The sequence below is a fragment of the Stenotrophomonas sp. YJH_SMC_79 genome (assembly GCF_059367995.1).
On record NZ_JCAFRK010000003.1, the window covers coordinates 19,964 to 41,623 of the forward strand.

Genomic DNA, 21,660 nt, shown 5'->3' on the forward strand with positions numbered 1-21,660 from the left:
CCCGCCGCCACTCAACCGCCCTCTGTGCCGGGGTCCATCTGGCTGACGACGGCGAAGGAGGGGGCTGGCCTGCGCGGACGAGGCCCGTGCGTGAGCATGCCGAGTGCATCGGACGGCGACGATGGTTCGACGGGGGCTGGCGCGGACGCCGTTCGCGATGGAGTCCATCCCACGAAGGTCGCCAGCATGACGACGCCGGCCACGATGACCACCGAGGCATGGATCGCCACGCGTTTCATGCCGGACGTGCTGAGCGCAAGCGGTCGCGCGGCATCACCCAGCAGTGCCAGAACTGCCAGAACCGCCAGCACGATCATTGCACCCAGCAGGCAGCGAACAATCGCCACCTGCATCTTCAGGAGACTGAAGTGCCTGGGCTGCGATATCGCCATCCAGAAGGCGATCTGATCTGCGTCCAGTGGCGCCAGCGTGTCGCGGACGGTGTGCACCCCCAGATGCTGCATCGTGCGCCGCATGGTGCCTGCGCGCCCGGGCACGCAGGCCGACAGCGTCGATTGCAGCCAGTGCCACGGTCGGGTCAAGCGTTCCATGCGGGCATGGGCTTCCTGTGCGGACACGCGGTCCTGCGGTCGATCCAGTGCTTCGGTGAGGGCCGCGTGGTTGCGCGGCTGCAGCAGCCAGTGGCGATGCAGCTGGCTGCGTCGTGCACGCACCCGGTAGGGATCGATATCACCCCGGATCTCATCCCAGCAGAAATACCGGCTGAGCAGATCGAAGTTGGACTCGCACAGGGGCCCGCCCTGGTGCAGCAGCTGCTGCAGTACCACGTCGCCGATGCGTGGCCTGTCAGCCAATGACCACAGCTCCGGACGATGGGCCAGCCAGCGCTCGAAGCTGGCCGGGTCGGCGTCGGCCGCGGTATTGATCAGCAGGCGCGCAAACCGGGGCAGGTTCAATGACTGCTCCACCACATCGTCCGGCATGTCGGTGTCGAGCGTGCATGGATGATGCAGCACCGGCATGTGGTCCATCGGCGAATGGTTGTCATACGGCGGCGATGAGACGGGTGGGCTGTTGTCTGCAGGTGGGATCGACAGGGCTTCTGCACTGCTTTCCTCCTGCCATTGCGCGCGGTTACGTGCCCACTGCAGCGCTTCCTGGTAAGCCTCGTGCAGCGCCTGGAATGCCACCGGGTCTTCGTCCGGGCGTGCCCCACGCAGTCTCTGCGCGTAGACGCGCTTGATCGCCCGTTCGTCGGCGCTGGCGTCGAGCCCGAGAGCGTCCAGCGCCTGTTTCACGCAGTGTTTCCAGAGGCCGGCGGGAGCCGGTCAATCGGCACGTGACGACGCGCGCGATGCAGGAACTCGGCGCCCCACTGCAGCAGGGTGAGAACGATGCCTGCTTCGGCGATCAGCATGGCAAGCACCATGAACACGGCGTGGCGGATTCCGAACCGCATCCGGGCCCCGACGCGTCGCCACAGGCGCGCAGTCGCCAAGGGCAGTGCCATGAAGATCAGCAGCGTACCTTCCATGCGGTGGCCCAGGCCATGGACAAGAACCAGGCTGCCGATCGCCATCAACGGCGCCGGTAGGGCCAGCAGCAGCCCTGCACGCTGATGAGTGAGGTCAAGCGTAAGTTGGCGCAGCGCCCAGCGAACAGGCACCCACAGTACTCCCATCACCGCCAGCAGCAGGCCCAAGAGCGCCCCCAGCTGGACGAACATCGCGGCTTCGCCCGCCTTTCCCTGGACCAACGAGACACCTGCGATTCCACCAAAGAACAACAGGCTGCAGACGCCCAGCAGCACGCCACGCAGCGCGTTCACCTGCCAGCGCCACCGGTTGGGCCGGGAGACGTCGGCAAGACTTCGCCAGAACAGGATCTGCTGCGGATGCCATGCCTCGGGTACCTGTTCCCTTCCCCCCGACTCGATGGCATCCAGCAGTGCGTTGACTTCATTGATGTGCTCGGGCAGCTGCGCCTGCCAGAGGGATCGCCGCAGGTTCCATGGCTGCGACAGGTAGCTCAGGCAACGGCTGACCGTGATCTTTCCCAGCCGCAGGCTGCCCTCTCGTTCAAGCAGTGCCGACAGCTCCGCCGCATTCCCGGTCTCGGCGGCCCAGCGTCGATGACCGCGCGACTGGATCGATGCCAGCCTGTCCGGATCCACGCCATCGTGTACATCATCCCAGCCAAAGCAGCGTGCGAGCAGACCCATGTTGGCTGCGCTGATGCCGTTGTGACTTCGTGCCAGTTCATCCAGTAGCGCATCACCCACCAATGGCTTGTAGCGCAGCGACCACAGCACCGGCGTGGCCTCCAGCCAGGGGCCGAAGTCGTAGACCGGCAACAGATAGGCCTGGCGCAGGATCAACTGCGCGTGGCCTGGTACATCGACCACCCCCTCCAGCTCCACCACCGGTGCCGTGCGCAGCAGCACAGGCGTGCCGCGGGGTGGCAACGGAGGTGAGTACGAACGCGTTTCCGGCGGCGCCCATGCCACGTCGACGTCGTACGGCCAGGGGACGATATCGGCTGCATGCTCCGCCGGTTCGGCCTCGTCCGCGGTATCGGCCAGCGGTTCCTGGCGGACCCAGTCCAATGCCGCCTGATAGGCCTCATGCAGGTGCTGGAAGGCGACGGGATCCTCGTCGGGACGCGTCACCCGCAGGCACTTTGCGTAGGCGCGCTTGATCGCGCGCTCGTCAGCGGTTTCGTCCAGCTCCAGGACGTGAAAGGCCCAGCTCATGCGTCGCGCTCGAGAGTGTCGAGTGCCTCGTCCAGCTGATGGCGATGGCGCTCGACGGCAACGGCATCCTGGCTTTCCAGCACATGGCGGAAGCTGCTCAGCCACGACTGCAACAGTTCGCGGTGATGGATGCGTTCCTCGTACAGGCGCTCGGTGCGGGCGATCACCGCGAGGTTGGGCTGGGCGTCACGCGGGTGAATCTTCAGCGCTTCCAGTGCGCGCAGGCGCTGCTGGATCTCTTCGGGTGACAGCAACCCGGGATTCTGTTCCAGGATGAGCTCGTGGCGCTTGCCGGTGGTGTCCTCGGTGACTTCGACCTGCAGCAGCCCGTTCACGTCGTAGGTAAAGCGGGCGGTGACGCTGCGCTCCTGCATCGGGACAGAATGGGTCAGCGGGACGGTCAGCTCACCGAGCTTGATGTTGCGATCCACCGTCGGGCTCTCGCCTTGGAACACGTCGATACGGATGGCACTTTGCCGCTCGTGCAGCGGGTAGAAGCGATCCTCGCGGCTGACCGGCACGACGCTGTTGCGCTGGATGATCGGGTGGAAATAGCCGCTGCGCTCGCCACCGGAAACATCCTGGCGGGACACCTGCGTGCCCAGTGTGTAGGGGCAGACATCGGTCAGCACGACCTCGCGCAGCGATTCGTCGCGCGCCTTCAGTCCTGCGGCAACGGCGGCACCCAATGCGATCGCCTGGTCCGGATGGACGTGGCGCAGCGGTAGCCGGCCGAACATGCGGGTCGCCAGCTTGCTGACCATCGGCATGCGTACCGCACCGCCGACCAGGATGATGTCGTCCAGCGCCTCGGGCTTGAGCCGGGCGTCGCGGATCGCGCGCTCGATGGGCGTGCGCATGCGCAGCAGCAGTGGCTCGCAGAGCTGGGTGTAGCGTGCTTCATCCAGCTGCCAATGGCGTTCACTGCCGGCCAGGGGCAACTGCAGACTGGCAGTGCTGTTCTGGCTGAGTTCGCGCTTGAACAGTTCCAGCCGACGCAGCAGCTGCGCCTGCTCGGCAGCGGACAGGTCGCTGGCGGACGTGCGCTGGTCGGCATGGAAGGCCTGCACGAGCACCTGCAGGAAGTCCTCGCCGCCCAGGAAATTGTCGCCAGCGCTTGCATGCACTTCGACCACGCCGTCGAACAGTTCCAGGATGGAGACGTCGAAGGTGCCACCGCCCAGGTCCAGCACCAGCACGCGGCCTTCGCCGTCACGCTCCTGCAGGCCGTAGGCCAGCGCGGCGGCCGTGGGTTCATTGATCAGGCGCTCGACGCGGATGCCGGCAAGCTCGCCGGCGGCGCGGGTGGCCTTGCGCTGGGCGTCGGAGAAATAGGCCGGCACGCTGATCACCGCCTCCTCCACCTTGCGGCCCAGGGCGGCTTCGGCGTCGGCCAGCAGCGAGCGCAGGACCATGGCCGAGAGCTCCTCGGGACGGAAGCTGCGCTCACCCAGCCGGGTCTCACGGTCGCTGCCCATCCAGCGCTTGAAATGGGCCACGGTCTGCTGAGGATGGCTGACCAGGCGGTCACGGGCCGGCTGGCCGACCAGTACGGCACCATCGACGAGGCTGACCACCGAAGGGGTCAACAGCTCGCCATGGGCATTGGGGAACAGCTGCGGCCCCGCTGCCGTGTGCATGCCGATGAGGGAATGGGTGGTACCAAGATCGATGCCGACGATCATCTGCGAACGTCCGATGTGCAGAAAACGGCAATTCTAGGAGCGCGGCGCAAGCCTGACTATCGGGCGTTGCCCGACAGCGCCCCACGGGCTATGGTCCCGGGCTGTTCTGTCGTACCGGATTGCCTCATGTCACCACGCAAAGCCCTTCCCACCGCCCTGGCCCTGGGCCTGACCCTCGCCGCCGGCGCCCACGCCGATGAAGGCATGTGGATGCCGACCCAGCTGCCGGAACTGGCCAAGCCGCTGCAGGCCGCAGGTTTCAAGGGCAATCCGGCCGACCTGGCCAATGTCACTGCGCCGCCGCTGAGCGCCGTGGTGCGTGCCGGCGGCGGCACCGGCTCGTTCGTGTCCGCCGATGGCCTGCTGCTGACCAACCACCACGTGGCGATGGGCGTGATCCAGTACAACAGCTCGCCCGAGCACGACCTGATCAACGGTGGCTTCATCGCCAAGGACCGTGCCGACGAGCGCCCGGCCAACCCGGACTTCCGCGTGCTGGTCACCGTCGGCTTCGACAAGGTGACCGACCAGGTGCTGGCGCAGGCGCGTGGCAAGACCGGCCGCGCCTACTTCGATGCCGTCGATGCGGCCAGCAAGCAGATCGTGGCCGAGTGCGAGAAGGACGGCAGCGTGCGCTGCTCGGTGGCCAACATGTACTACGGCACCGACTTCTACCGCATCGCCCAGCTGGAACTGAGCGACGTGCGCCTGGTGTACGCGCCGCCGCGTGCGATCGGCAACTACGGCGACGAGATCGACAACTTCATGTGGCCGCGCCACACCGGCGACTTCACCCTGCTGCGCGCCTACGTGGGCAAGGACGGCAAGCCGGCCGCCTACAGCAAGGACAACGTGCCCTACCAGGCGCCGGCGCACCTGCAGATGTCGGTGGAAGGCCCGAAGGAAGGCGACTACGCGATGCTGGCCGGTTACCCGGGCATCACCTACCGCCACCGCACCGCGGCCGAATTCGCCGGCCAGATCGATGCTGTGCTGCCGCGCCGCGTGTCGGTGTTCCAGCAGATGATCGACACCATCGAGGCCGCCAGCGCCAAGGATGCGCAGGCGCGCACCCGCTATGCCTCGCAGCTGCAGTCGCTGAAGAACAACCGCAAGCGCGCTGCCGGTGAACTGGAAGGCCTGCTGCGCAGCGATGCCAAGGCCCAGCGTGCCGCCGACGAGACGGCGATGCTGGCCGCGACCGACCGCAAATATCAGGCCGACATCAAGGCGCTGCTGGCCAACCTGTCGCAGGGCGCGGCGGTGGGCGAGCGTGACCTGCTGCTGGACCAGATGGCCGCGCAGAGCCAGCTGCTGCGCTCTGCGCTGCTGCTGGAGCGCCTGCGCATCGAATCGGCCAAGCCGGACGCGCAGCGCGAGAGCGGTTTCCAGCAGCGCGACCAGGCGATGATCGAAGGCGTGCTCAAGCAGGTCCAGCGCCGTTACGCACCGGAGGTCGAGAAGGCGCTGCTGACGACTTTGCTGACCCGCTACCAGAAGCTGCCGGACGCGCAGCGCGTGGCCGAGTTCGACGCGGCCTTCGGCCGTACCCCGGAGCAGCTGGCCAAGGCGCTGGACACCCTGTACGCCGCCACCCAGCTGGGCGACGAGGCGCAGCGCCTGTCGCGCTTCGCTGCTGCGCGCGAAGGCAAGGCGCTGGCCGCCGATCCGCTGATCGCCGTGGCCGGCCCGCTGGTGGCCGCGCAGCTGCGCATCGAGAACGAGAGCAAGACCCGCGAAGGCGAGCAGCTGCGCCTGCGCCCGGCCTACATGCAGGCGCTGTTCGCCTGGCGTGCCAAGCAGGGCCGCGCCGTATACCCGGATGCCAACCGCACCCTGCGCATCAGCTACGGCAAGGTCGAGGCGCTGCACCCGCGCGATGGCGTGACCTACTCGCCGGTGACCACCGTGGCCGGCATCGTCGAGAAGAACACCAACGCCTATCCGTTCGATGCACCCAAGCCGCTGCTGGCCGCGATCGCCAAGGGTGACTTCGGCAGCACCGCCGACCCGGCACTGAAGACCCAGACGGTCAATTTCCTGACCAACCTGGATACCACCGGCGGCAACTCCGGCTCGCCGGTGCTCAACGCCAAGGGCGAACTGATCGGCCTGAACTTCGACAGCAACTGGGAGTCGGTCAGTGCCAGCTGGTGGTTCGACCCGCGCTACAAGCGTGCCGTGCACGTGGACATGCGCTACCTGCGCTGGCTGCTGGCCAAGGTCTACCCGGCGCCGGAGCTGCTGAAGGAAATGGGCGTGCCGGCCCAGTAAGAAGCCGGCCACGACCAACGGTCGTGGCCCGCACCGCGTAGGCCCCCACCTTGGTGGGGGTGGTTGCCCCCAACGAGCCCGCACCCCCGGCCACGCCTGGCCTACACTGCGGGTTCTCCCGACGGAAACGCGCGCGTGGTCTCCAGCTGGATCCTGCTGCTGGTCTCGGTTGCCTATGCTGCGCTGCTGTTCGGCGTGGCGTGGTGGGGCGACCGTCGGCCGATGTACCCCGACCGGCCGTGGCTGCGGCCGGTGGTCTACAGCCTGGCGCTGGCCGTGTACTGCTCGTCGTGGACCTTCTACGGCGCGGTCGGCACCGCCGTGCGCAACGGCGTGGGCTATCTGCCGATCTACATCGGCCCGCTGCTGCTGCTGCTGTTCGGCTGGCGCATCATCGAGCGCCTGGCGCTGATCGCACGCAGCCAGAACGTGGTCTCCATCGCCGATTTCATCTCCTCGCGCTTCGGCCGCTCGCGGCGGTTGGCGGCACTGGTGGCGATCATCGCGCTGATCGGCATCATTCCGTACCTGGCCCTGCAGTACAAAGCGGTGGCGATGAGCCTGCAGGTGCTGACCGGCAACACCGGCCCGACCGGATTCTTCACCGATCCGGCGCTGTACGTGGCGCTGCTGATGGCGTTGTTCGCCACCCTGTTCGGCACCCGCCAGGTCGATGCCACCGAGCATCACCACGGCATGATGCTGGCGATCGCCTTCGAATCGGTGATCAAGCTGCTGGCGATGGTGGCGGTGGGCGTGTTCGCCTACCTGTGGCTGAGCAACCGCACCGACGCGGTGGTCGAGTCGGTGCATACGCTGTTCACCGGCCTGCCGCCGGTGGGATTCATCTCGCAGACACTGCTCAGTTTTCTCGCCATCATCTGCCTGCCGCGCCAGTTCCACGTGGCCGTGGTCGAGTGCGGTGACGTGCGCGACGTGCGCCGCGCGCGCTGGATGTTCGGCGGCTATCTGGTGGTGATCTCGGGCATGGTGCTGCCGATCGCCACCGCTGGCGTCACCCTGTTCGGCACCGGTGGCAGCGTCGCCGACGATTCGATGGTGCTGGCGCTGCCGCTGGCCGAGGGCCGCAACGCGCTGGCGCTGATCGCCTATGTCGGCGGTTTCTCGGCGGCGACCGGCATGGTCATCGTCTCGTCCATCGCGCTGGCCACCATGGTCAGCAACGACCTGGTGATGCCGGTGCTGCTGCGCCGCAGTGGCGACCACCAGGAAGCGGCCGACGTTGCTTCGCGCGTGCTGTGGATCCGTCGCCTGGCGATCCTGTTGCTGGCGCTGATGGCCTACAGCTACTACCGCACCAGCAGCAACGACAGCACGCTGGCCTCGTACGGCCTGATGGCGTTCGCTGCGGTGGCGCAGTTCGCGCCGGGCCTGATCGGCGGCCTGTACTGGCGCGGCGCCAGCCGCCGTGGCGTCGAGACGGGCATGCTGCTCGGCTTCGCGACGTGGCTGTACACCCTGCTGCTGCCGGCGATGACCATGGCCGGCTGGGTCGATGCCGCCTGGGTGCAGCACGGACCGTTCGGCATCGAGTGGCTGCGCCCGCAGCAGCTGTTCGGCATGACCGGCTGGGATCCGCTCACCCACGGCACCTTCTGGTCGCTGCTGGTCAACGCGGCGACGATGATGCTGGTGTCTGCGCGCTGGCGCCCCGGTGTGGACGAACGGCTGCGTGCGGCGCCGTTCCTCGACCCCTATGCCGAGCGCCCGTCGGTGGCCGGTGGCTGGCCCGGCCATGTGCATGTGGGCGACCTGCTGGCACTGGCCTCGCGCGTGGTCGGTGAACGTCACGCAAGGCGCTCGTTCTTCGAGCAGGCGCAGTCGCTGGGCCGTGAGTTGCAATCCTCGGCGCCTGCGGACCGGCCGTGGGTGCAGTTCACCGAACGCCTGCTGGCCGCGTCGATTGGTGCGGCGTCGGCACGCCTGCTGCTGACCAGCCTGCTGCGTGGTTCGGGCATGGACCTGGGCGAAGTGGTAGCAGTGCTGGACGAAGCCGGGCAGGAGCTGCGCTTCAACCGGGAAATCCTGTCGACGACTCTGGAGAACATCAGCGCCGGGGTCAGCGTGGTCGATCCGGACATGCGCCTGACTGCATGGAACCGCCGCTACCAGGACATGTTCGGCTACCCCGACGGCATGCTCTACGTGGGCCGCCCGGTGGCCGACCTGATCCGCTACAACGCCGAGCGCGGCGAGTTGGGCGAAGGTGATATCGAGGTGCAGATCAACCGTCGCATCGGCTACATGCGAGCCGGTTCGCCGCATGTGTTCGAACGCACCCGCAGCGATGGCAAGGTGATCGAGATGCGTGGCCAGGCACTGCCCGGTGGTGGCTACGTGACCAGCTACAACGACATCACTGACTACAAGCACGCGGAAAAGGCGTTGCTGGAGGCCAACGAGACGCTGGAGCAGCGCGTGGCCGAGCGCTCGCACGAGGCCGAGGTCGCGCAGCAGTCGAAGACCCGTTTCCTGGCGGCGATCAGTCACGACGTGCTGCAGCCATTGAACGCTGCACGATTGTTCGCATCGGCGTTGCGTGACAGCGACCATGTGAGCGATGAGCAGAAGCACCTGGCCGAGCGTGTGGATGCCTCGCTGCGTGCGGCCGAGGAACTGCTCGATGGCCTGCTGGACGTGTCGCGCCTGGATGCAGGTGGCCTGCACCCGGTCATCGGGGAGTTCGACGTGAGCGCGCTGATGCGCGAACTGGCCGCGCAGTACACCCCGGTTGCTGCGGGTCGTGGCCTGCGCCTGGACCTGTTCGCGCGGCCGGCCTGGGTACGCAGCGATCGCCGCCTGCTGCGCCGCGTGCTGCAGAACTTCCTGGCCAACGCGCTGCGCTACACACGGCAGGGGCGCATCGTGCTGGCGGTACGCCATCGCGGCGATGAAGTGGAACTGCAGGTGTGGGATACCGGCCCCGGCATTCCCGAACACCACATGCGGCAGATCTTCGACGAGTTCCATCGTTACCAGCAGCCGTTCGACTGGGGCGAGCAGGGATTGGGCCTGGGCCTGTCGATCTGCCAGCGCATCTCGCGACTGCTGGACCATCGCCTCAATGCCCGCAGCCGCGTCGGCAGCGGGTCGATGTTCTCGATCATCCTGCCGCGGGTGGCGCCGCTGCCGGGCTACACCGAGCTGGCCACGCCGGTACAGGCCGTGACTGCGCCGGTGCGCAGCGATTCGCTGGCCGGCCTGCGCGTGCTGTGCGTGGACAATGACGAGGAGATCCTCGACGGCATGCGCGCGCTGCTCGGCCGCTGGCAGGTGCAGGTGATCACCGCTGCCACCGTCGACCAGGCGCTGGAGAAGATTGCCGAGCGCCCGCAGGTGATGCTGGTGGATTACCACCTGCATGACCGCATGGATGGCCTGGACGCGCTGGTGGCGTTGCGCGAAGCAGCCGGCTACGTGCTGCCAGGCGCATTGCTGACCGCCGACGGCCGCGACGAGCTGAAGCGGATGGCACGCGAACGTGGCTATCGCGTGCTGACCAAGCCGATCAAGCCGGCCTCGCTGCGCGCCTTCCTGGGCGCGCTGCGCGACGCGCAGTAGTGCCGGCCGCTGGCCGGCAACCACGCAATCGCTCGCTCTCGACGCGTTACCCCACGCCGTGCAGGTGTTCGTACAGGATCGTCGCACCGATGATCACCAGGATCACGCCGCCGATGATCTCGGCACGCTTGCCGACCATGCTGCCCAGCACGCGGCCGAGCATGATGCCGGCGGTGACCATGGTCAGCGTGCACAGGCCGATGACCGCGGCCATCACGCCGATATGCACGTCCATGAAGGCCAGGCCGATACCCACCGCCATCGCGTCGATGCTGGTGGCGAAGCCGGTCAGCGCCAGCTTCCAGAAGCCGTGATGCTGCGAAGGGTCTTCGTCTTCCTCGGCACTGTCCGGGCGCAGGCCGTTGTAGATCATGTGGATGCCCAGCGCGCCGAGCAGGCCGAAGGCGATCCAGTGGTCGAAGGCTTCGACATACTGCAGGGCGGCACGGCCGAGCAGCCAGCCGATGATGGGCGTGATCGCCTCGATGACGCCGAAGATGATGCCGGCACGCAGTGCATCGCGGAACACCGGCTTGCGCATGGCCGCACCCTTGCCGATCGCCGCGGCGAAGGCATCGGTGGACATGGCAAAGCCGATCAGGAGGATCGAAATGGGGGACATGGGCGGCTGCTGAGGTCGGGCTAGGACGGACGCACGGCCTGCGCTCGCGCCCAACCTGACGTTGCGCGCGCGGGCCGCTGGTCTCGCCAACCATCATGGTTGTCCACGCCACGGCGCACTGGCCGAGTATGTTGACGTGGACGATTCCTGCGTAGGAATCCGGCTACTCCCCAAGGGGACGCGAAGCTTAGCATCGCGATTCGCGCGTGGCGCATTTCCAGCGAAACGCGCAGGCAGGGCTGGTTTGTATAGCGATGGCTATAACATCGGCGGAGCAAAGGCGTGCCAAGCAAGCTTGGCACCCACCGGGGATGCGGTAGTGCCGGCCGCTGGCCGGCAGGGCAGCGTGCCAAGCAAGCGTGGCACCTACCAGTGTGGTTTCAGATGATGTCGCACGTTTCAGGGGGATTGCCGGCCAGCGGCCGGCACTACCCTCAGTCTTCTTCCGGCGGCAGCACGATGGCGTCGTCGTCGATGGCCAGCTTGCCGGCCATCAGCACGGCCTGGGTGCGGTTGGTGACGCCCAGCTTGCGCAGGATGGCGGTGACGTGGGCCTTGATCGTCGCTTCGGAAACGTTGAGGTCGTAGGCGATCTGCTTGTTCAAGCGGCCTGCGCCCAGCATCTGCAGCACGCGGAACTGCTGCGGGGTCAGCTCACGCAGGCGCTGGCCGACTTCGCGTTCTTCGCTGCCGGTGGGCGGCACGTTGTGCGCTTCCGGCGGTGCCCAGGTCTCGCCATCGAGGATGGTGCCCAGTGCATGGCCGATGGTGTCCGAATCCGCAGACTTCGGAATGAAGCCCAGCGCACCGTGGTCGAGCGCGCGGCGCATCACCGTGGCTTCTTCGCGCGCGGACACCACCACCACCGGCAGGTGCGGGTGCAGCGAGCGCATGTGCACCAGCGCGTTGAAACCCTGTGCGCCAGGCATGTTGAGGTCCATCAGGACCAGGTCGGCGTCGTTGTGCTGATCGGCCAGCGCGTACAGCGCTTCCACGCTGTCGGCCTCGAACAGCTGCACGCCGGGGATGACCCGCTGCACGGCGCCGCGCAGGGCTTCGCGGAACAGCGGGTGGTCATCGGCAATCAGGAGGGTGGTCATGGTCGGGGGGAACCGTGGGGGAAAGCAGATGGGGTCGGAGCCCTTTCCTTGCGGAAAGGGATCCGACCCCGGGTCGTACGTCAGCGCACCTTGCGCTCGTCCACCAGCGACGCCACCACCGACGGATCGGCCAGGGTCGAGGTGTCGCCGAGCTGGTCCGGCGCGTTCTCGGCGATCTTGCGCAGGATGCGGCGCATGATCTTGCCCGAGCGGGTCTTCGGCAGGCCCGGCGCCCACTGCAGGTGATCCGGCGTGGCGATCGGGCCGATCTCCTTGCGCACCCAGGCAACCAGCTCCTTCTGCAACTCGTCGCTCGGTGCCTCTTCGGCCACCAGGGTGACGTAGGCGTAGATGCCCTGGCCCTTCACGTCGTGCGGGAAGCCGACCACGGCCGCTTCGGCCACCTTCGGGTGCGAGACCAGCGCGCTTTCCACTTCGGCGGTGCCGATGCGGTGGCCGGACACATTGATCACGTCATCGACGCGGCCGGTGATCCAGTAGTAGCCGTCTTCGTCGCGGCGGCAACCGTCGCCGGTGAAGTAGCTGCCCGGGTAGGTGCGGAAATACGTATCGATGAAACGCTGGTGGTCGCCGTACACCGTGCGCATCTGGCCCGGCCAGGAATCACGGATGATCAGGTTGCCCTCGGTCGGGCCGTCCTGGATCTCGCCATCGGCATTGACCAGCGCCGGCTGCACGCCGAAGAAGGGCAGGGTGGCCGAACCCGGCTTCAGATCCATCGCACCGGCCAGTGGCGAGATCAGGATGCCGCCGGTTTCGGTCTGCCACCAGGTATCGACGATCGGGCAGCGGCTATCGCCGACCACTTCGTAGTACCAGCGCCAGGCTTCCGGATTGATCGGCTCGCCGACACTGCCGAGCAGGCGCAGCGACGCGCGCGAGGTCTTCTTCACCGGTTCCTCGCCTTCGCGCATCAGTGCACGGATGGCGGTCGGGGCGGTGTAGAAGATGCTCACCTTGTGCTTGTCGATGACGTTCCAGAAGCGCGAGGTGTCCGGGTAGTTCGGCACGCCTTCGAACATCAGCGAGGTCGCGCCGTTGGCCAGCGGCCCGTACACGATGTAGCTGTGGCCGGTGACCCAGCCGACGTCGGCGGTGCACCAGTAGATGTCGTCCTCGCGCAGGTCGAACACCGCTTCATGGGTGTAGGCCGCGTACAGCAGGTAACCGCCGGTGGTGTGCAGCACGCCCTTCGGCTTGCCGGTGGAACCGGAGGTGTAGAGGATGAACAGCGGGTCTTCCGCATTCATGCGTTCCGGCTCGCAGCTGGCCGGCTGGCTGTCCACCACGTCGTGGAACCAGCGGTCGCGCGGGGCCTGCATGTCCACCGCGCCGCCGGTGTGGCGCACCACCAGCACGGTTTCAACCGTGTTGGTGCCCGGCAGCTTCAGCGCGGCATCGACGTTGGCCTTCAGCGGAATCCTGCGGCCACCGCGCAGGCCCTCGTCGGCGGTGATGATCAGCTTGCTCTGGCAGTCGCTGACGCGGTCGGCGATCGAGTTCGGTGCGAAGCCACCGAACACCACCGAGTGGATTGCACCGATGCGCGCACAGGCCAGCATGGCCACGGCGGCGTCGACGATCATCGGCAGGTAGATGGTGACGCGGTCGCCCTTCTTGACCCCGAGGTTGCGCAGTGCGTTGCCGAGGCGGCAGGTGCGCTCGTACAGCTCGCGATAGGTCACGTGCTGGGCCGGCGCATCCGGGCTGTCCGGCTCGAACAGCAGCGCGGTCTTGTCGCCGCGCTTCTCGAGCTGGCGATCCAGGCAGTTCACGCTGGCATTGAGCTCGCCATCTTCGAACCACTTGATGTGGAAATCGGACAGGTCGTAGCTGACGTTCCTGATCTTCGTCGGCTTGCGCATCCATTCCAGGCGCTCGGCGGCCTTGCCCCAGAAACCATCCGGGTCGGTCAGCGAAGCCTGGTACTGCTGTTCGTAGGACGTCTTGTCGATGCGTGCCTTGGCGGCGAACTGCGGATCGACGGGGTAGATATCAGCCATGGCACCCTCACTTGCACGTTGACTTTGTGTGTGCGGTCGCAGCATTGCGGCGACCGATCCCCCTCAGTTTGCCCCATCCACCCCCGGTCGCGTCACCACCTTGGTTAGACCATGGTCGAAAGTGAGCGCCCTGCAGGGCCGGGTTCGACCAATGGCGAATAGCCGCTATACATAATCGCCCCGCAGTCTCGGCTCGACCGTGCCCCACGCGCGGCATCACCTTGCCACTTGGGAGAGAGGGCAACATGAGCCACCGTACGTTGAAAGCCGTGCGCACACCTTTGGCGGCCTGCCTGTTGGTCGCCCTGGTCGCACCGGGCATGGCGTTCGCAGAGACCGCCAAAGAGAAGGCGCTGGAAGCACGCGTTGCCGAACTGGAACGCCAGGTCCAGCTGCTGCTGACTTCGCAGCAACAACAACAGACCCAGATCAGCCAGACCCAGCAGGCAGTGACCGAAGTCCGCACCGTGCAGGCCGAGCAGAAGCCGGTCGCCTCGGTGCCGGCCGGCAAGCAGCCGATCCAGGTCACCACCATCACCCCGGGCGCGGCGCCGGGCACCACAGTCAAGATCGGCGGCTTCATCAAGGCCGACTTCCTCGCCACCCAGACCAGTGACGGCCAGCTGGCCGACGACGCCACCGGCCGCTCGCTGTACCTGCCGGGCCAGACCCCGGTGGAAGGCGCCGGCGGCAGCGGCAAGCGTTCGGGCACCGACTTCAATGCCCACGCCAAGTTCTCGCGCTTCAACCTGGGCATCGACAACGTGAGCGAATCGGGCAACAAGGCCGGTGCGTTCTTCGAGATGGACTTCTTCGGCAACTCGCTGGGCAACCAGACCGCCACCAATACCTACGGTGTGACCCTGCGCCACGCCTACATGTACTGGAACAACTGGATGGCCGGCCAGACCTGGTCCAACTTCATGGACGCGGCCGCACTGCCCGAAGCGGTCGACTTCGTCGGCCCCACCGACGGCGTGATCTTCGTGCGCCAGGCCCAGGTGCGCTACACCCAGGGCGGCTTCAGCGTCGCGCTGGAAAACCCGGAAACCACCACCCTCACCGGTACCCGCAATCCGGTCACCGGCGCCTGGACCAATGCCAGCGCCAACTCCGACCGCGGCAGCCTGCCCGATCTGACCATGCGCTATGGCTGGAAGGGCGATTGGGGCACCTTCGGTGTCGGCGGCATCGTCCGTCAGCTGAAGGTCGACAACCAGGCCACCGGCGCCAAGGCCGACAAGGTGGCCGGCGGCCTGACCCTGGGCGGCAAGTGGGTGATGGGTGACAGCGATTCGCTGCACTACCAGCTGACCGGTGGCGAAGGCATCGCCCGCTACATCGGCCTGGGCATCACCGCCGACAGTGCCTACGACGTGGCCCGCGACGAGCTCAACCCGACCGGCGTGCTTGCCGGCTACGTGGGCTGGCGGCATGCGTTCTCGTCGAAGCTGCGCACCAACCTGATCTACGCGCGCAGCGACTACGACAACGACAGCATCCTCGGCCCGCTGGTGACCAAGAGCGTGCAGAGCATCCGCGGCAACATCTTCTACTCGCCGTTGCCCAAGGTCGATATCGGCGCCGAGCTGATGTACGGCCGTCGCGAAGTGGAGAACGGAAACAAGGGTGACATCACCCGGTTGCAGTTCACCACCAAGTACAGCTTCTAAGAGCGTGCCGGCCAGCGGCCGGCACCTACCGAATTGAGTACCGACCAACGGTCGGTGTCTACCGGATTGAGTGCCGACCCAGGTCGGCACCTACAGAGGGAAAACGTCCCATGTCCAGCACACCCAGCACCGCACACAAAGCGGGCACCCTGACCCAGGGCCACAAGAAAGTCATTTTCGCCTCGAGCCTCGGCACGGTGTTCGAGTGGTATGACTTCTTCCTGTACGGCTCGCTCGCCGCCATCATCGCCAAGCAGTTCTTCAGTGGCGTCAACGAAACCACGGGCATGATCTTCGCCCTGCTGGCGTTTGCCGCCGGCTTCTTCGTGCGTCCGTTCGGCGCGGCCTTCTTCGGCAGCCTCGGCGACCGCATCGGCCGCAAGTACACCTTCCTGGTCACCATCCTGATCATGGGCATCTCGACCTTCCTGGTCGGCGTGCTGCCCAACTATGCATCGATCGGTTTCGCCGCACCGGTGATCCTGATCATCCTGCGCCTGGCCCAGGGCCTGGCGATGGGCGGAGAGTACGGCGGTGCCGCCACCTACGTGGCCGAGCACGCGCCGGACGACAAGCGTGGCCTGTACACCAGTTTCATCCAGTGCACCGCCACGCTCGGCCTGTTCATGTCGCTGCTGATCATCCTGGCCTGCCGCTACTTCCTGGGCAATGAAGCCTTTGAAGCCTGGGGCTGGCGCATCCCGTTCCTGGTCTCGATCCTGCTGCTGGGCATCTCGGTGTGGATCCGCCTGCAGCTGAGCGAATCGCCGCTGTTCCAGCAGATGAAGTCGGAAGGCAAGGGTTCCAAGACCCCGTTCCGCGACAGCCTGAAGGGCGGCAACCTGAAGCTGATGCTGCTGGTCCTACTCGGCGCTGCAGCCGGCCAGGCCGTGGTCTGGTACGGCGGCCAGTTCTATGCGCTGTTCTTCCTCAGCAGCATGCTGAAGGTCGATGCCACCACCTCCTACCTGCTGATCGCCGCCGCGCTGGCGCTGGGCGTGCCGTTCTTCATCTTCTTCGGCTGGCTGTCCGACCGTATCGGCCGCAAGAAGATCATCCTGGCCGGCTGCCTGCTGGCTGCCGTCACCTACATCCCGATCTTCAAGGGCCTGACCCACTTCGCCAACCCGGCCATTGAAGAAGCCCGCAGCAGCTCGCCGGCCCTGGTTGTGGCCGATCCGAACACCTGCTCGTTCCAGTTCGATCCGGTCGGCCTGCGCAAGTTCACCAGCTCCTGCGACGTGGCCACCGCCGCGCTGACCAAGGCCGGTGTGCCGTACGACGTGCAGCCCGCCGCCGCCGGTTCGCTGGCGATGGTGAACGTGGGCAGCGCCAGCGTCACCTCGTATGAAGCCGCTGGCCTGACCAAGGAAGACGGCAAGGCCAAGGCCGATGCGTTCGGTGCGGAACTGAAGACCGCCCTGACCACCGCCGGTTATCCGGCCAAGGCCGATGGCGCCCGCATCAACATCGCCGGCACCATCTTCATGCTGTGGCTGCTGGTGCTGTACGTGACCATGGTCTACGGCCCGATCGCCGCCTACCTGGTCGAACTGTTCCCGACCCGCATCCGCTACACCTCGATGTCGCTGCCGTACCACATCGGCAACGGCTGGTTCGGTGGCTTCCTGCCGGCAATCTCGTTCGCGCTGGTGGCCGGTACCGGCAACCTGTACTACGGCCTGTGGTACCCCATCATCATCGCGCTGATGTCGGTGGTGATCGGCGGCCTGTTCCTGCGCGAGACCAAGGACGTGGATATCACCAAATAGCCGGCGTGCCGACCAACGGTCGGCACCCACCGGGTTTCATGGGCCGCGGTGCAGACCGCGGCCTTTTTTGTTTCCCTGTTTTTGGGGTCAGATCCCTTTCGCTTGCGAAAGGGATCTGACCCCATCGAGACGACCATCGTGTTGCGCAGCACGCCGTATAGTCGGCCCATGACCATCACCACGCCGGCAGACCTCCCCGCCATCCTGCACACCCTGCGCAGCGCCTGGCTGGCCCAGCGGCCCACGCTCGACCAGCGCGAAGCCGACCTGCGCCGCCTCCGCGAAGCGCTGAAGCCACGCCTGGACGAAATGGCCCAGGCCATCGCCGAGGACTTCGGGCATCGCGCCCACGTTGAATCGAAACTGGCCGATGGCATGAGTGTGCTGTCGGCCATCGACCACCTGCGCCGCCACCTGCGGCGCTGGTCGAAGCCGCAGCGGGTAGGTGCCGGCTGGCGACTGTGGCCGGCGCGCGCGCAGCTGCGGCCGACGCCGCTGGGCGTGGTCGGGGTGATCTCACCGTGGAATTACCCGGTCACCCTTGCCCTGGTGCCGCTGGCCACCGCGATTGCTGCCGGCAACCACGTGCTGCTGAAGCCGTCTGAGCACACGCCGCGCACCAGCGCGTTCCTGGCCGACCTGCTGGCCGGTGTGTTCCCGCCCGATCGGGTGGCGGTGGTGCAGGGCGGGGCGGACGTGGCTGCAGCGGTATCCTCGCTGCCACTGGACCATCTGCTGTTCACCGGCTCGACGGCGGTGGGCCGCAAGGTGATGGCGGCCGCCGCCGAGCATCTGGTGCCGGTCACGCTGGAACTGGGTGGCAAGTCGCCGGCGATTGTCTGTCGCGACTTCCCGCTGGACACCGCCGCTGCGCGGCTGGCCACCGGCAAATGGTTCAACGCCGGTCAGACCTGCATCGCGCCGGATTACGTGCTGATCGACACCGCGCGCCAGCGCGAGTTCGTGCAGGCGCTGCAGCAGCAGGTGCGCGAGCGCTACGGCGATTTCAGTGATGCCGCGGATTACACCCGCATCATCAACGAAGGCCAGTACCAGCGCCTGCAGGGCTATCTGGCGCAGGCGCGCGAACGCGGTGTGCCGGTGATTCCGCTGGCGGAGGTGGATGACGCGCGTGCCGACCGTGAACGCCTGCTGGTGCCGACCGTGGTGCTGGACCCGCCGGATGACCTGGAGCTGATGCGCGAGGAGATCTTCGGGCCGATCCTGCCGGTGCGGGCCTACCCGGACCTGGAAGCGGCGCTGGCCGACGTGCTGTCCCGCGATCGGCCGCTGGCGCTGTATCCCTTCAGCCATGATACGGCAACGGTGGAGCGGATCCTCGGCCAGGTGGTGGCCGGCGGGGTGACAGTGAATGACACGCTGCTGCACTTCGCCGCCGATGGCCTGCCGTTTGGCGGGGTAGGGGCCAGCGGCATGGGCGCGTACCACGGCCGGGCCGGGTTCGATGCGATGAGCAAGCGGCTGCCGGTGCTGTGGCAGTCGCGCTGGGCGGCCAGCGACCGGTTGCGGCCGCCGTATTCGAAGATTGCGGGGTTGTTGAAGCTGCTGCTGCGGTGATCGGGTTCCGGTAGGTGCCAACCCTGGTTGGCACAGGGTGATTGCCGGCGCCAACCAAGGTTGGCGTCTACCGGGGTATATGGGCGCCCATCAAGGCCCACCCGGGTAGAATGCCCCCATGAAGATCGCCTCGTGGAACGTCAATTCGCTCAATGTCCGCCTGCCGCACCTGGAGCAGTGGCTCAAGGAGTTCGGCCCGGACATCGTCGGTATCCAGGAAACCAAGCTGGAGGACCACAAGTTCCCCGATTCTGCACTGATCGCCGCGGGCTACCGCAGCGTGTTCGCCGGCCAGAAGACCTACAACGGCGTGGCGCTGCTGTCGCGTGAGCCGGCGCAGGACGTGCAGATCGGCATTCCCGGCTTCGAGGACGAGCAGAAGCGTGTCATCGCCGGTACCTTCGGCGACCTGCGGGTGATCAACCTGTACGTGGTCAACGGCCAGGACATCGGCACCGACAAGTACGACTACAAGCTGCGCTGGCTCGAGGCGGTGCACGCCTGGATCGCCGAAGAGCTGCAGCGCCACCCGAAGCTGATCGTGATGGGCGACTTCAACATCGCCCCGGACGCGCGCGATGTGCACGACCCGGAGGTGTGGAACGAAAACCACATCCTGACCTCCACCGCCGAGCGCGGCGCGTTGAACAAGCTGCTGCAGCTGGGCCTGCACGATGGCTTCCGCCTGCACAACGACGAGGCCGGTGTGTTCAGCTGGTGGGATTACCGTGCCGCTGGCTTCCGCCGCAACCTGGGCCTGCGCATCGACCTGACCCTGGTCTCCGAGGCGCTGAAGGGCAGTGCGGTGGCCTCGGGCATCGACCGCGAGCCGCGTACCTGGGAACGCCCGAGCGACCATGCGCCGGCGTGGGTGCAGATCGCTTGAACGAACGGGGCCCGACGATTGCCGGGCCCGTTGTGATGCGTCTGTCGGCCAGCGGCCGGCACTACCCTCAGATCACCGTATGCTCTTGCGGGTGAACAGGTTGACGATCGCCAGCAGGATCACCGCACCGATCAGCGAGAACAGGAAGGTGCGGATGGTGATCGCTTCGTTGATGCCGCCGCCGAACAGCCAGCCGGAAATCAGCGCGCCGACGATGCCGACCACGATGTTGAGGATGATGCCCTGCTGGGCATCGCGCTTCATGATGATGCTGGCCAGCCAGCCTACGATGCCGCCGACGATCAGCCAGATGATGATGCCCATGATCGAACCTCCGGTGGGGAACTGTGACCAGTTGACGCGCATGGCCGTGAACCCGTCGTGGAATTGCGTGATGGGCGCGTGCGGATGAGCCTGCCAGCCACCCTCGACGGCCCGTGGCGTTTCGGTCCGGTGACGGTCTGGCGCCGCCCGCACGTGCCGGGCCACCGGGGTGAACCGCAGGCGCGGCAGGTGCTGGCGCAGGCATTGGGTGCCGACCCGGAGACGCTGCCGCTGGTCCGTGATGACAAGGGCCGGCCGGAACTGAGCGGCGCTCTGGCCCACTACGGCACCGGCTGGAGCCACAGTGGCGAGGTGCTGCTGGTGGCGCTGGGCGAAGGCGTGCGGCTGGGTGTCGACCTGGAACTGCTGCGGCCGCGGCCGCGTCTTCTGGAAATCGTACGGCGCTTCTTCCACCCCGAGGAGGTGATCTGGCTGGAAAGCCTGGACGAGGCCGGGCGCGAGCACTGGTTCTTCCGCGTGTGGTGCGTCAAGGAAGCCATCCTGAAGGCGCACGGGCAGGGCATCTCGTTCGGCCTGCACCGGCTGCAGCTGGCGCCGGGGGCCGATGGTGCCCTGCACCTGCGCTGGTGCGACCCGGAACTCGGCGAGGCCGCGCGCTGGCACCTGCACGAATGGCAGGCCACCGGCCAGTTCCGTGCGGCATTGGCCTGGTATCCACACTGAAGCGGGGAATCAGCGTGCAAAACCGGCGATAATGTCGGCATGAGCGAACACCCACTTCCCGCCAGCGTGGCTGCCACGCTGGAACAGGGCCTGGCCAGCATGGGCCTGGACGCCGCGCTGGCGCCGCCGCTGCTGCGCTACCTGGCCCTGCTGCACCGCTGGAACGGCACCTACAACCTCACCGCCATCCGCGATCCGCAGGAGATGGTCACCCGCCACCTGCTCGATTCGCTGGCAATGCAGCCGTTCGTGGCCGATGGCAGCCTGGCCGACCTCGGCACCGGCCCCGGGTTGCCCGGCATCCCGTTGGCGATCGCCTGCCCGGGCCTGCAGGTCACCCTGGTCGAGAGCAACGGCAAGAAGGCGCGCTTCATGCGCGAGGCCGTGCGCCAGCTCGGCCTGGACAATGCCCGCGTGGCCGAATCGCGCGCCGAGGCGCTGGACGAGGCCGGCCGCTACGACCAGCTGACCGCGCGCGCGATGGACACCCTGGCCGGCATCGTCCGCGTCGGCGGCCACCTGCTGCGCCCTGGCGGCGTGCTGCTGGCCATGAAGGGCGTCTACCCGCATGAGGAGATCGCGGACCTGCCGGCTGGCTGGCAGGTGCGTGAGGTGACCCCGTTGAGCGTGCCCGGCCTGGCCGGCGAACGCCATCTGGTCACCGTTACAGGCCCCTGATTCCCGCCGCCAGCCCTTTGTGGAACAACGGGTTGGCGATCCACGATTTCCGCAAGGGGCCGGTT

The 21,660-nt window shown here is 66.9% G+C and carries 15 protein-coding genes and 1 riboswitch; of the genes, 8 read left to right on the plus strand and 7 right to left on the minus strand.

Going from position 1 to position 21,660, the window contains the following annotated elements; translation table 11 throughout:
- Nucleotides 1–11: 11 nt before the first annotated feature.
- From AC5P57_RS11215 to AC5P57_RS11225, 3 genes are read right to left on the minus strand one after another with little or no spacing between them, the layout of a single operon-like run.
- Nucleotides 12–1,259, minus strand: coding sequence for a J domain-containing protein (locus AC5P57_RS11215; protein WP_262235557.1), 1,248 nt, complete (start codon nt 1,257–1,259; stop codon nt 12–14).
- Entirely contained in the window at nt 1,256–2,713 is a 1,458-nt protein-coding gene (locus AC5P57_RS11220; RefSeq protein WP_262235556.1) for a J domain-containing protein, read from the minus strand. Before AC5P57_RS11220 ends, AC5P57_RS11215 begins: the two co-directional genes overlap by 4 nt.
- Nucleotides 2,710–4,398 (minus strand): molecular chaperone HscC, encoded by a 1,689-nt coding sequence (locus AC5P57_RS11225; RefSeq protein WP_099554348.1) that lies wholly within the window; start codon nt 4,396–4,398, stop codon nt 2,710–2,712. The genes AC5P57_RS11220 and AC5P57_RS11225 overlap by 4 nt, the downstream gene beginning before the upstream one ends.
- 126 nt (nt 4,399–4,524) lie before the next feature.
- Here AC5P57_RS11225 and AC5P57_RS11230 point away from each other — a divergent pair, with 126 nt between their 5' ends.
- Together AC5P57_RS11230 and AC5P57_RS11235 are read left to right on the plus strand one after the other, a co-directional pair.
- Nucleotides 4,525–6,672, plus strand: coding sequence for a S46 family peptidase (locus tag AC5P57_RS11230; RefSeq protein WP_099554350.1), 2,148 nt, complete (start codon nt 4,525–4,527; stop codon nt 6,670–6,672).
- Between the two features lie 135 nt (nt 6,673–6,807).
- Nucleotides 6,808–10,254, plus strand: coding sequence for a hybrid sensor histidine kinase/response regulator (locus tag AC5P57_RS11235; RefSeq protein WP_099554352.1), 3,447 nt, complete (start codon nt 6,808–6,810; stop codon nt 10,252–10,254).
- Between the two features lie 46 nt (nt 10,255–10,300).
- Here the strand turns inward: AC5P57_RS11235 and AC5P57_RS11240 are convergent, their stop codons facing one another.
- The 3 genes from AC5P57_RS11240 to acs form a co-directional block, all read right to left on the minus strand.
- Complete coding sequence (locus AC5P57_RS11240; protein ID WP_005414918.1) at nt 10,301–10,876, minus strand: manganese efflux pump MntP; 576 nt, start codon at nt 10,874–10,876, stop codon at nt 10,301–10,303.
- Nucleotides 10,877–10,964: 88 nt separating this feature from the next.
- Nucleotides 10,965–11,054, minus strand: a riboswitch (yybP-ykoY riboswitch).
- 256 nt (nt 11,055–11,310) lie between these two features.
- Nucleotides 11,311–11,976 carry a response regulator transcription factor gene (locus tag AC5P57_RS11245; protein WP_006477308.1) on the minus strand — a complete coding sequence of 222 codons (666 nt, stop codon included), beginning with the start codon at nt 11,974–11,976 and terminating at the stop codon, nt 11,311–11,313.
- 80 nt (nt 11,977–12,056) lie between these two features.
- Nucleotides 12,057–14,000, minus strand: a complete 1,944-nt coding sequence (gene acs, locus AC5P57_RS11250; protein ID WP_262235555.1) for an acetate--CoA ligase — start codon at nt 13,998–14,000, stop codon at nt 12,057–12,059.
- A 245-nt stretch (nt 14,001–14,245) separates the two neighbouring features.
- Between acs and AC5P57_RS11255 the strand changes: the two genes are divergently transcribed.
- The 4 genes from AC5P57_RS11255 to xth all read left to right on the plus strand — a co-directional run bounded on the left by AC5P57_RS11255 (nt 14,246) and on the right by xth (nt 19,909).
- On the plus strand, nt 14,246–15,673 hold the full coding sequence (locus tag AC5P57_RS11255; protein ID WP_262235554.1) for a DcaP family trimeric outer membrane transporter: 1,428 nt from the start codon (nt 14,246–14,248) through the stop codon (nt 15,671–15,673).
- Nucleotides 15,674–15,783: 110 nt separating this feature from the next.
- A complete protein-coding gene (locus AC5P57_RS11260) occupies nt 15,784–17,445 on the plus strand; it encodes an MFS transporter (RefSeq protein ID WP_099551802.1) in 1,662 nt (553 codons plus the stop codon).
- Between the two features lie 168 nt (nt 17,446–17,613).
- Nucleotides 17,614–19,023 (plus strand): coniferyl aldehyde dehydrogenase, encoded by a 1,410-nt coding sequence (locus tag AC5P57_RS11265; protein ID WP_262235553.1) that lies wholly within the window; start codon nt 17,614–17,616, stop codon nt 19,021–19,023.
- Between the two features lie 118 nt (nt 19,024–19,141).
- On the plus strand, nt 19,142–19,909 hold the full coding sequence (xth, locus tag AC5P57_RS11270; RefSeq protein WP_142807072.1) for an exodeoxyribonuclease III: 768 nt from the start codon (nt 19,142–19,144) through the stop codon (nt 19,907–19,909).
- Nucleotides 19,910–19,981: 72 nt separating this feature from the next.
- Here xth and AC5P57_RS11275 read toward each other — a convergent pair whose 3' ends face one another.
- Nucleotides 19,982–20,233, minus strand: a complete 252-nt coding sequence (locus AC5P57_RS11275; protein WP_005411656.1) for a GlsB/YeaQ/YmgE family stress response membrane protein — start codon at nt 20,231–20,233, stop codon at nt 19,982–19,984.
- 84 nt (nt 20,234–20,317) lie between these two features.
- Between AC5P57_RS11275 and AC5P57_RS11280 the strand changes: the two genes are divergently transcribed.
- Both AC5P57_RS11280 and rsmG read left to right on the plus strand, forming a co-directional pair.
- Complete coding sequence (locus tag AC5P57_RS11280) at nt 20,318–20,917, plus strand: 4'-phosphopantetheinyl transferase family protein (protein WP_142807071.1); 600 nt, start codon at nt 20,318–20,320, stop codon at nt 20,915–20,917.
- Between the two features lie 39 nt (nt 20,918–20,956).
- Entirely contained in the window at nt 20,957–21,595 is a 639-nt protein-coding gene (rsmG, locus tag AC5P57_RS11285; RefSeq protein WP_049436024.1) for a 16S rRNA (guanine(527)-N(7))-methyltransferase RsmG, read from the plus strand.
- Nucleotides 21,596–21,660 lie beyond the last annotated feature (65 nt).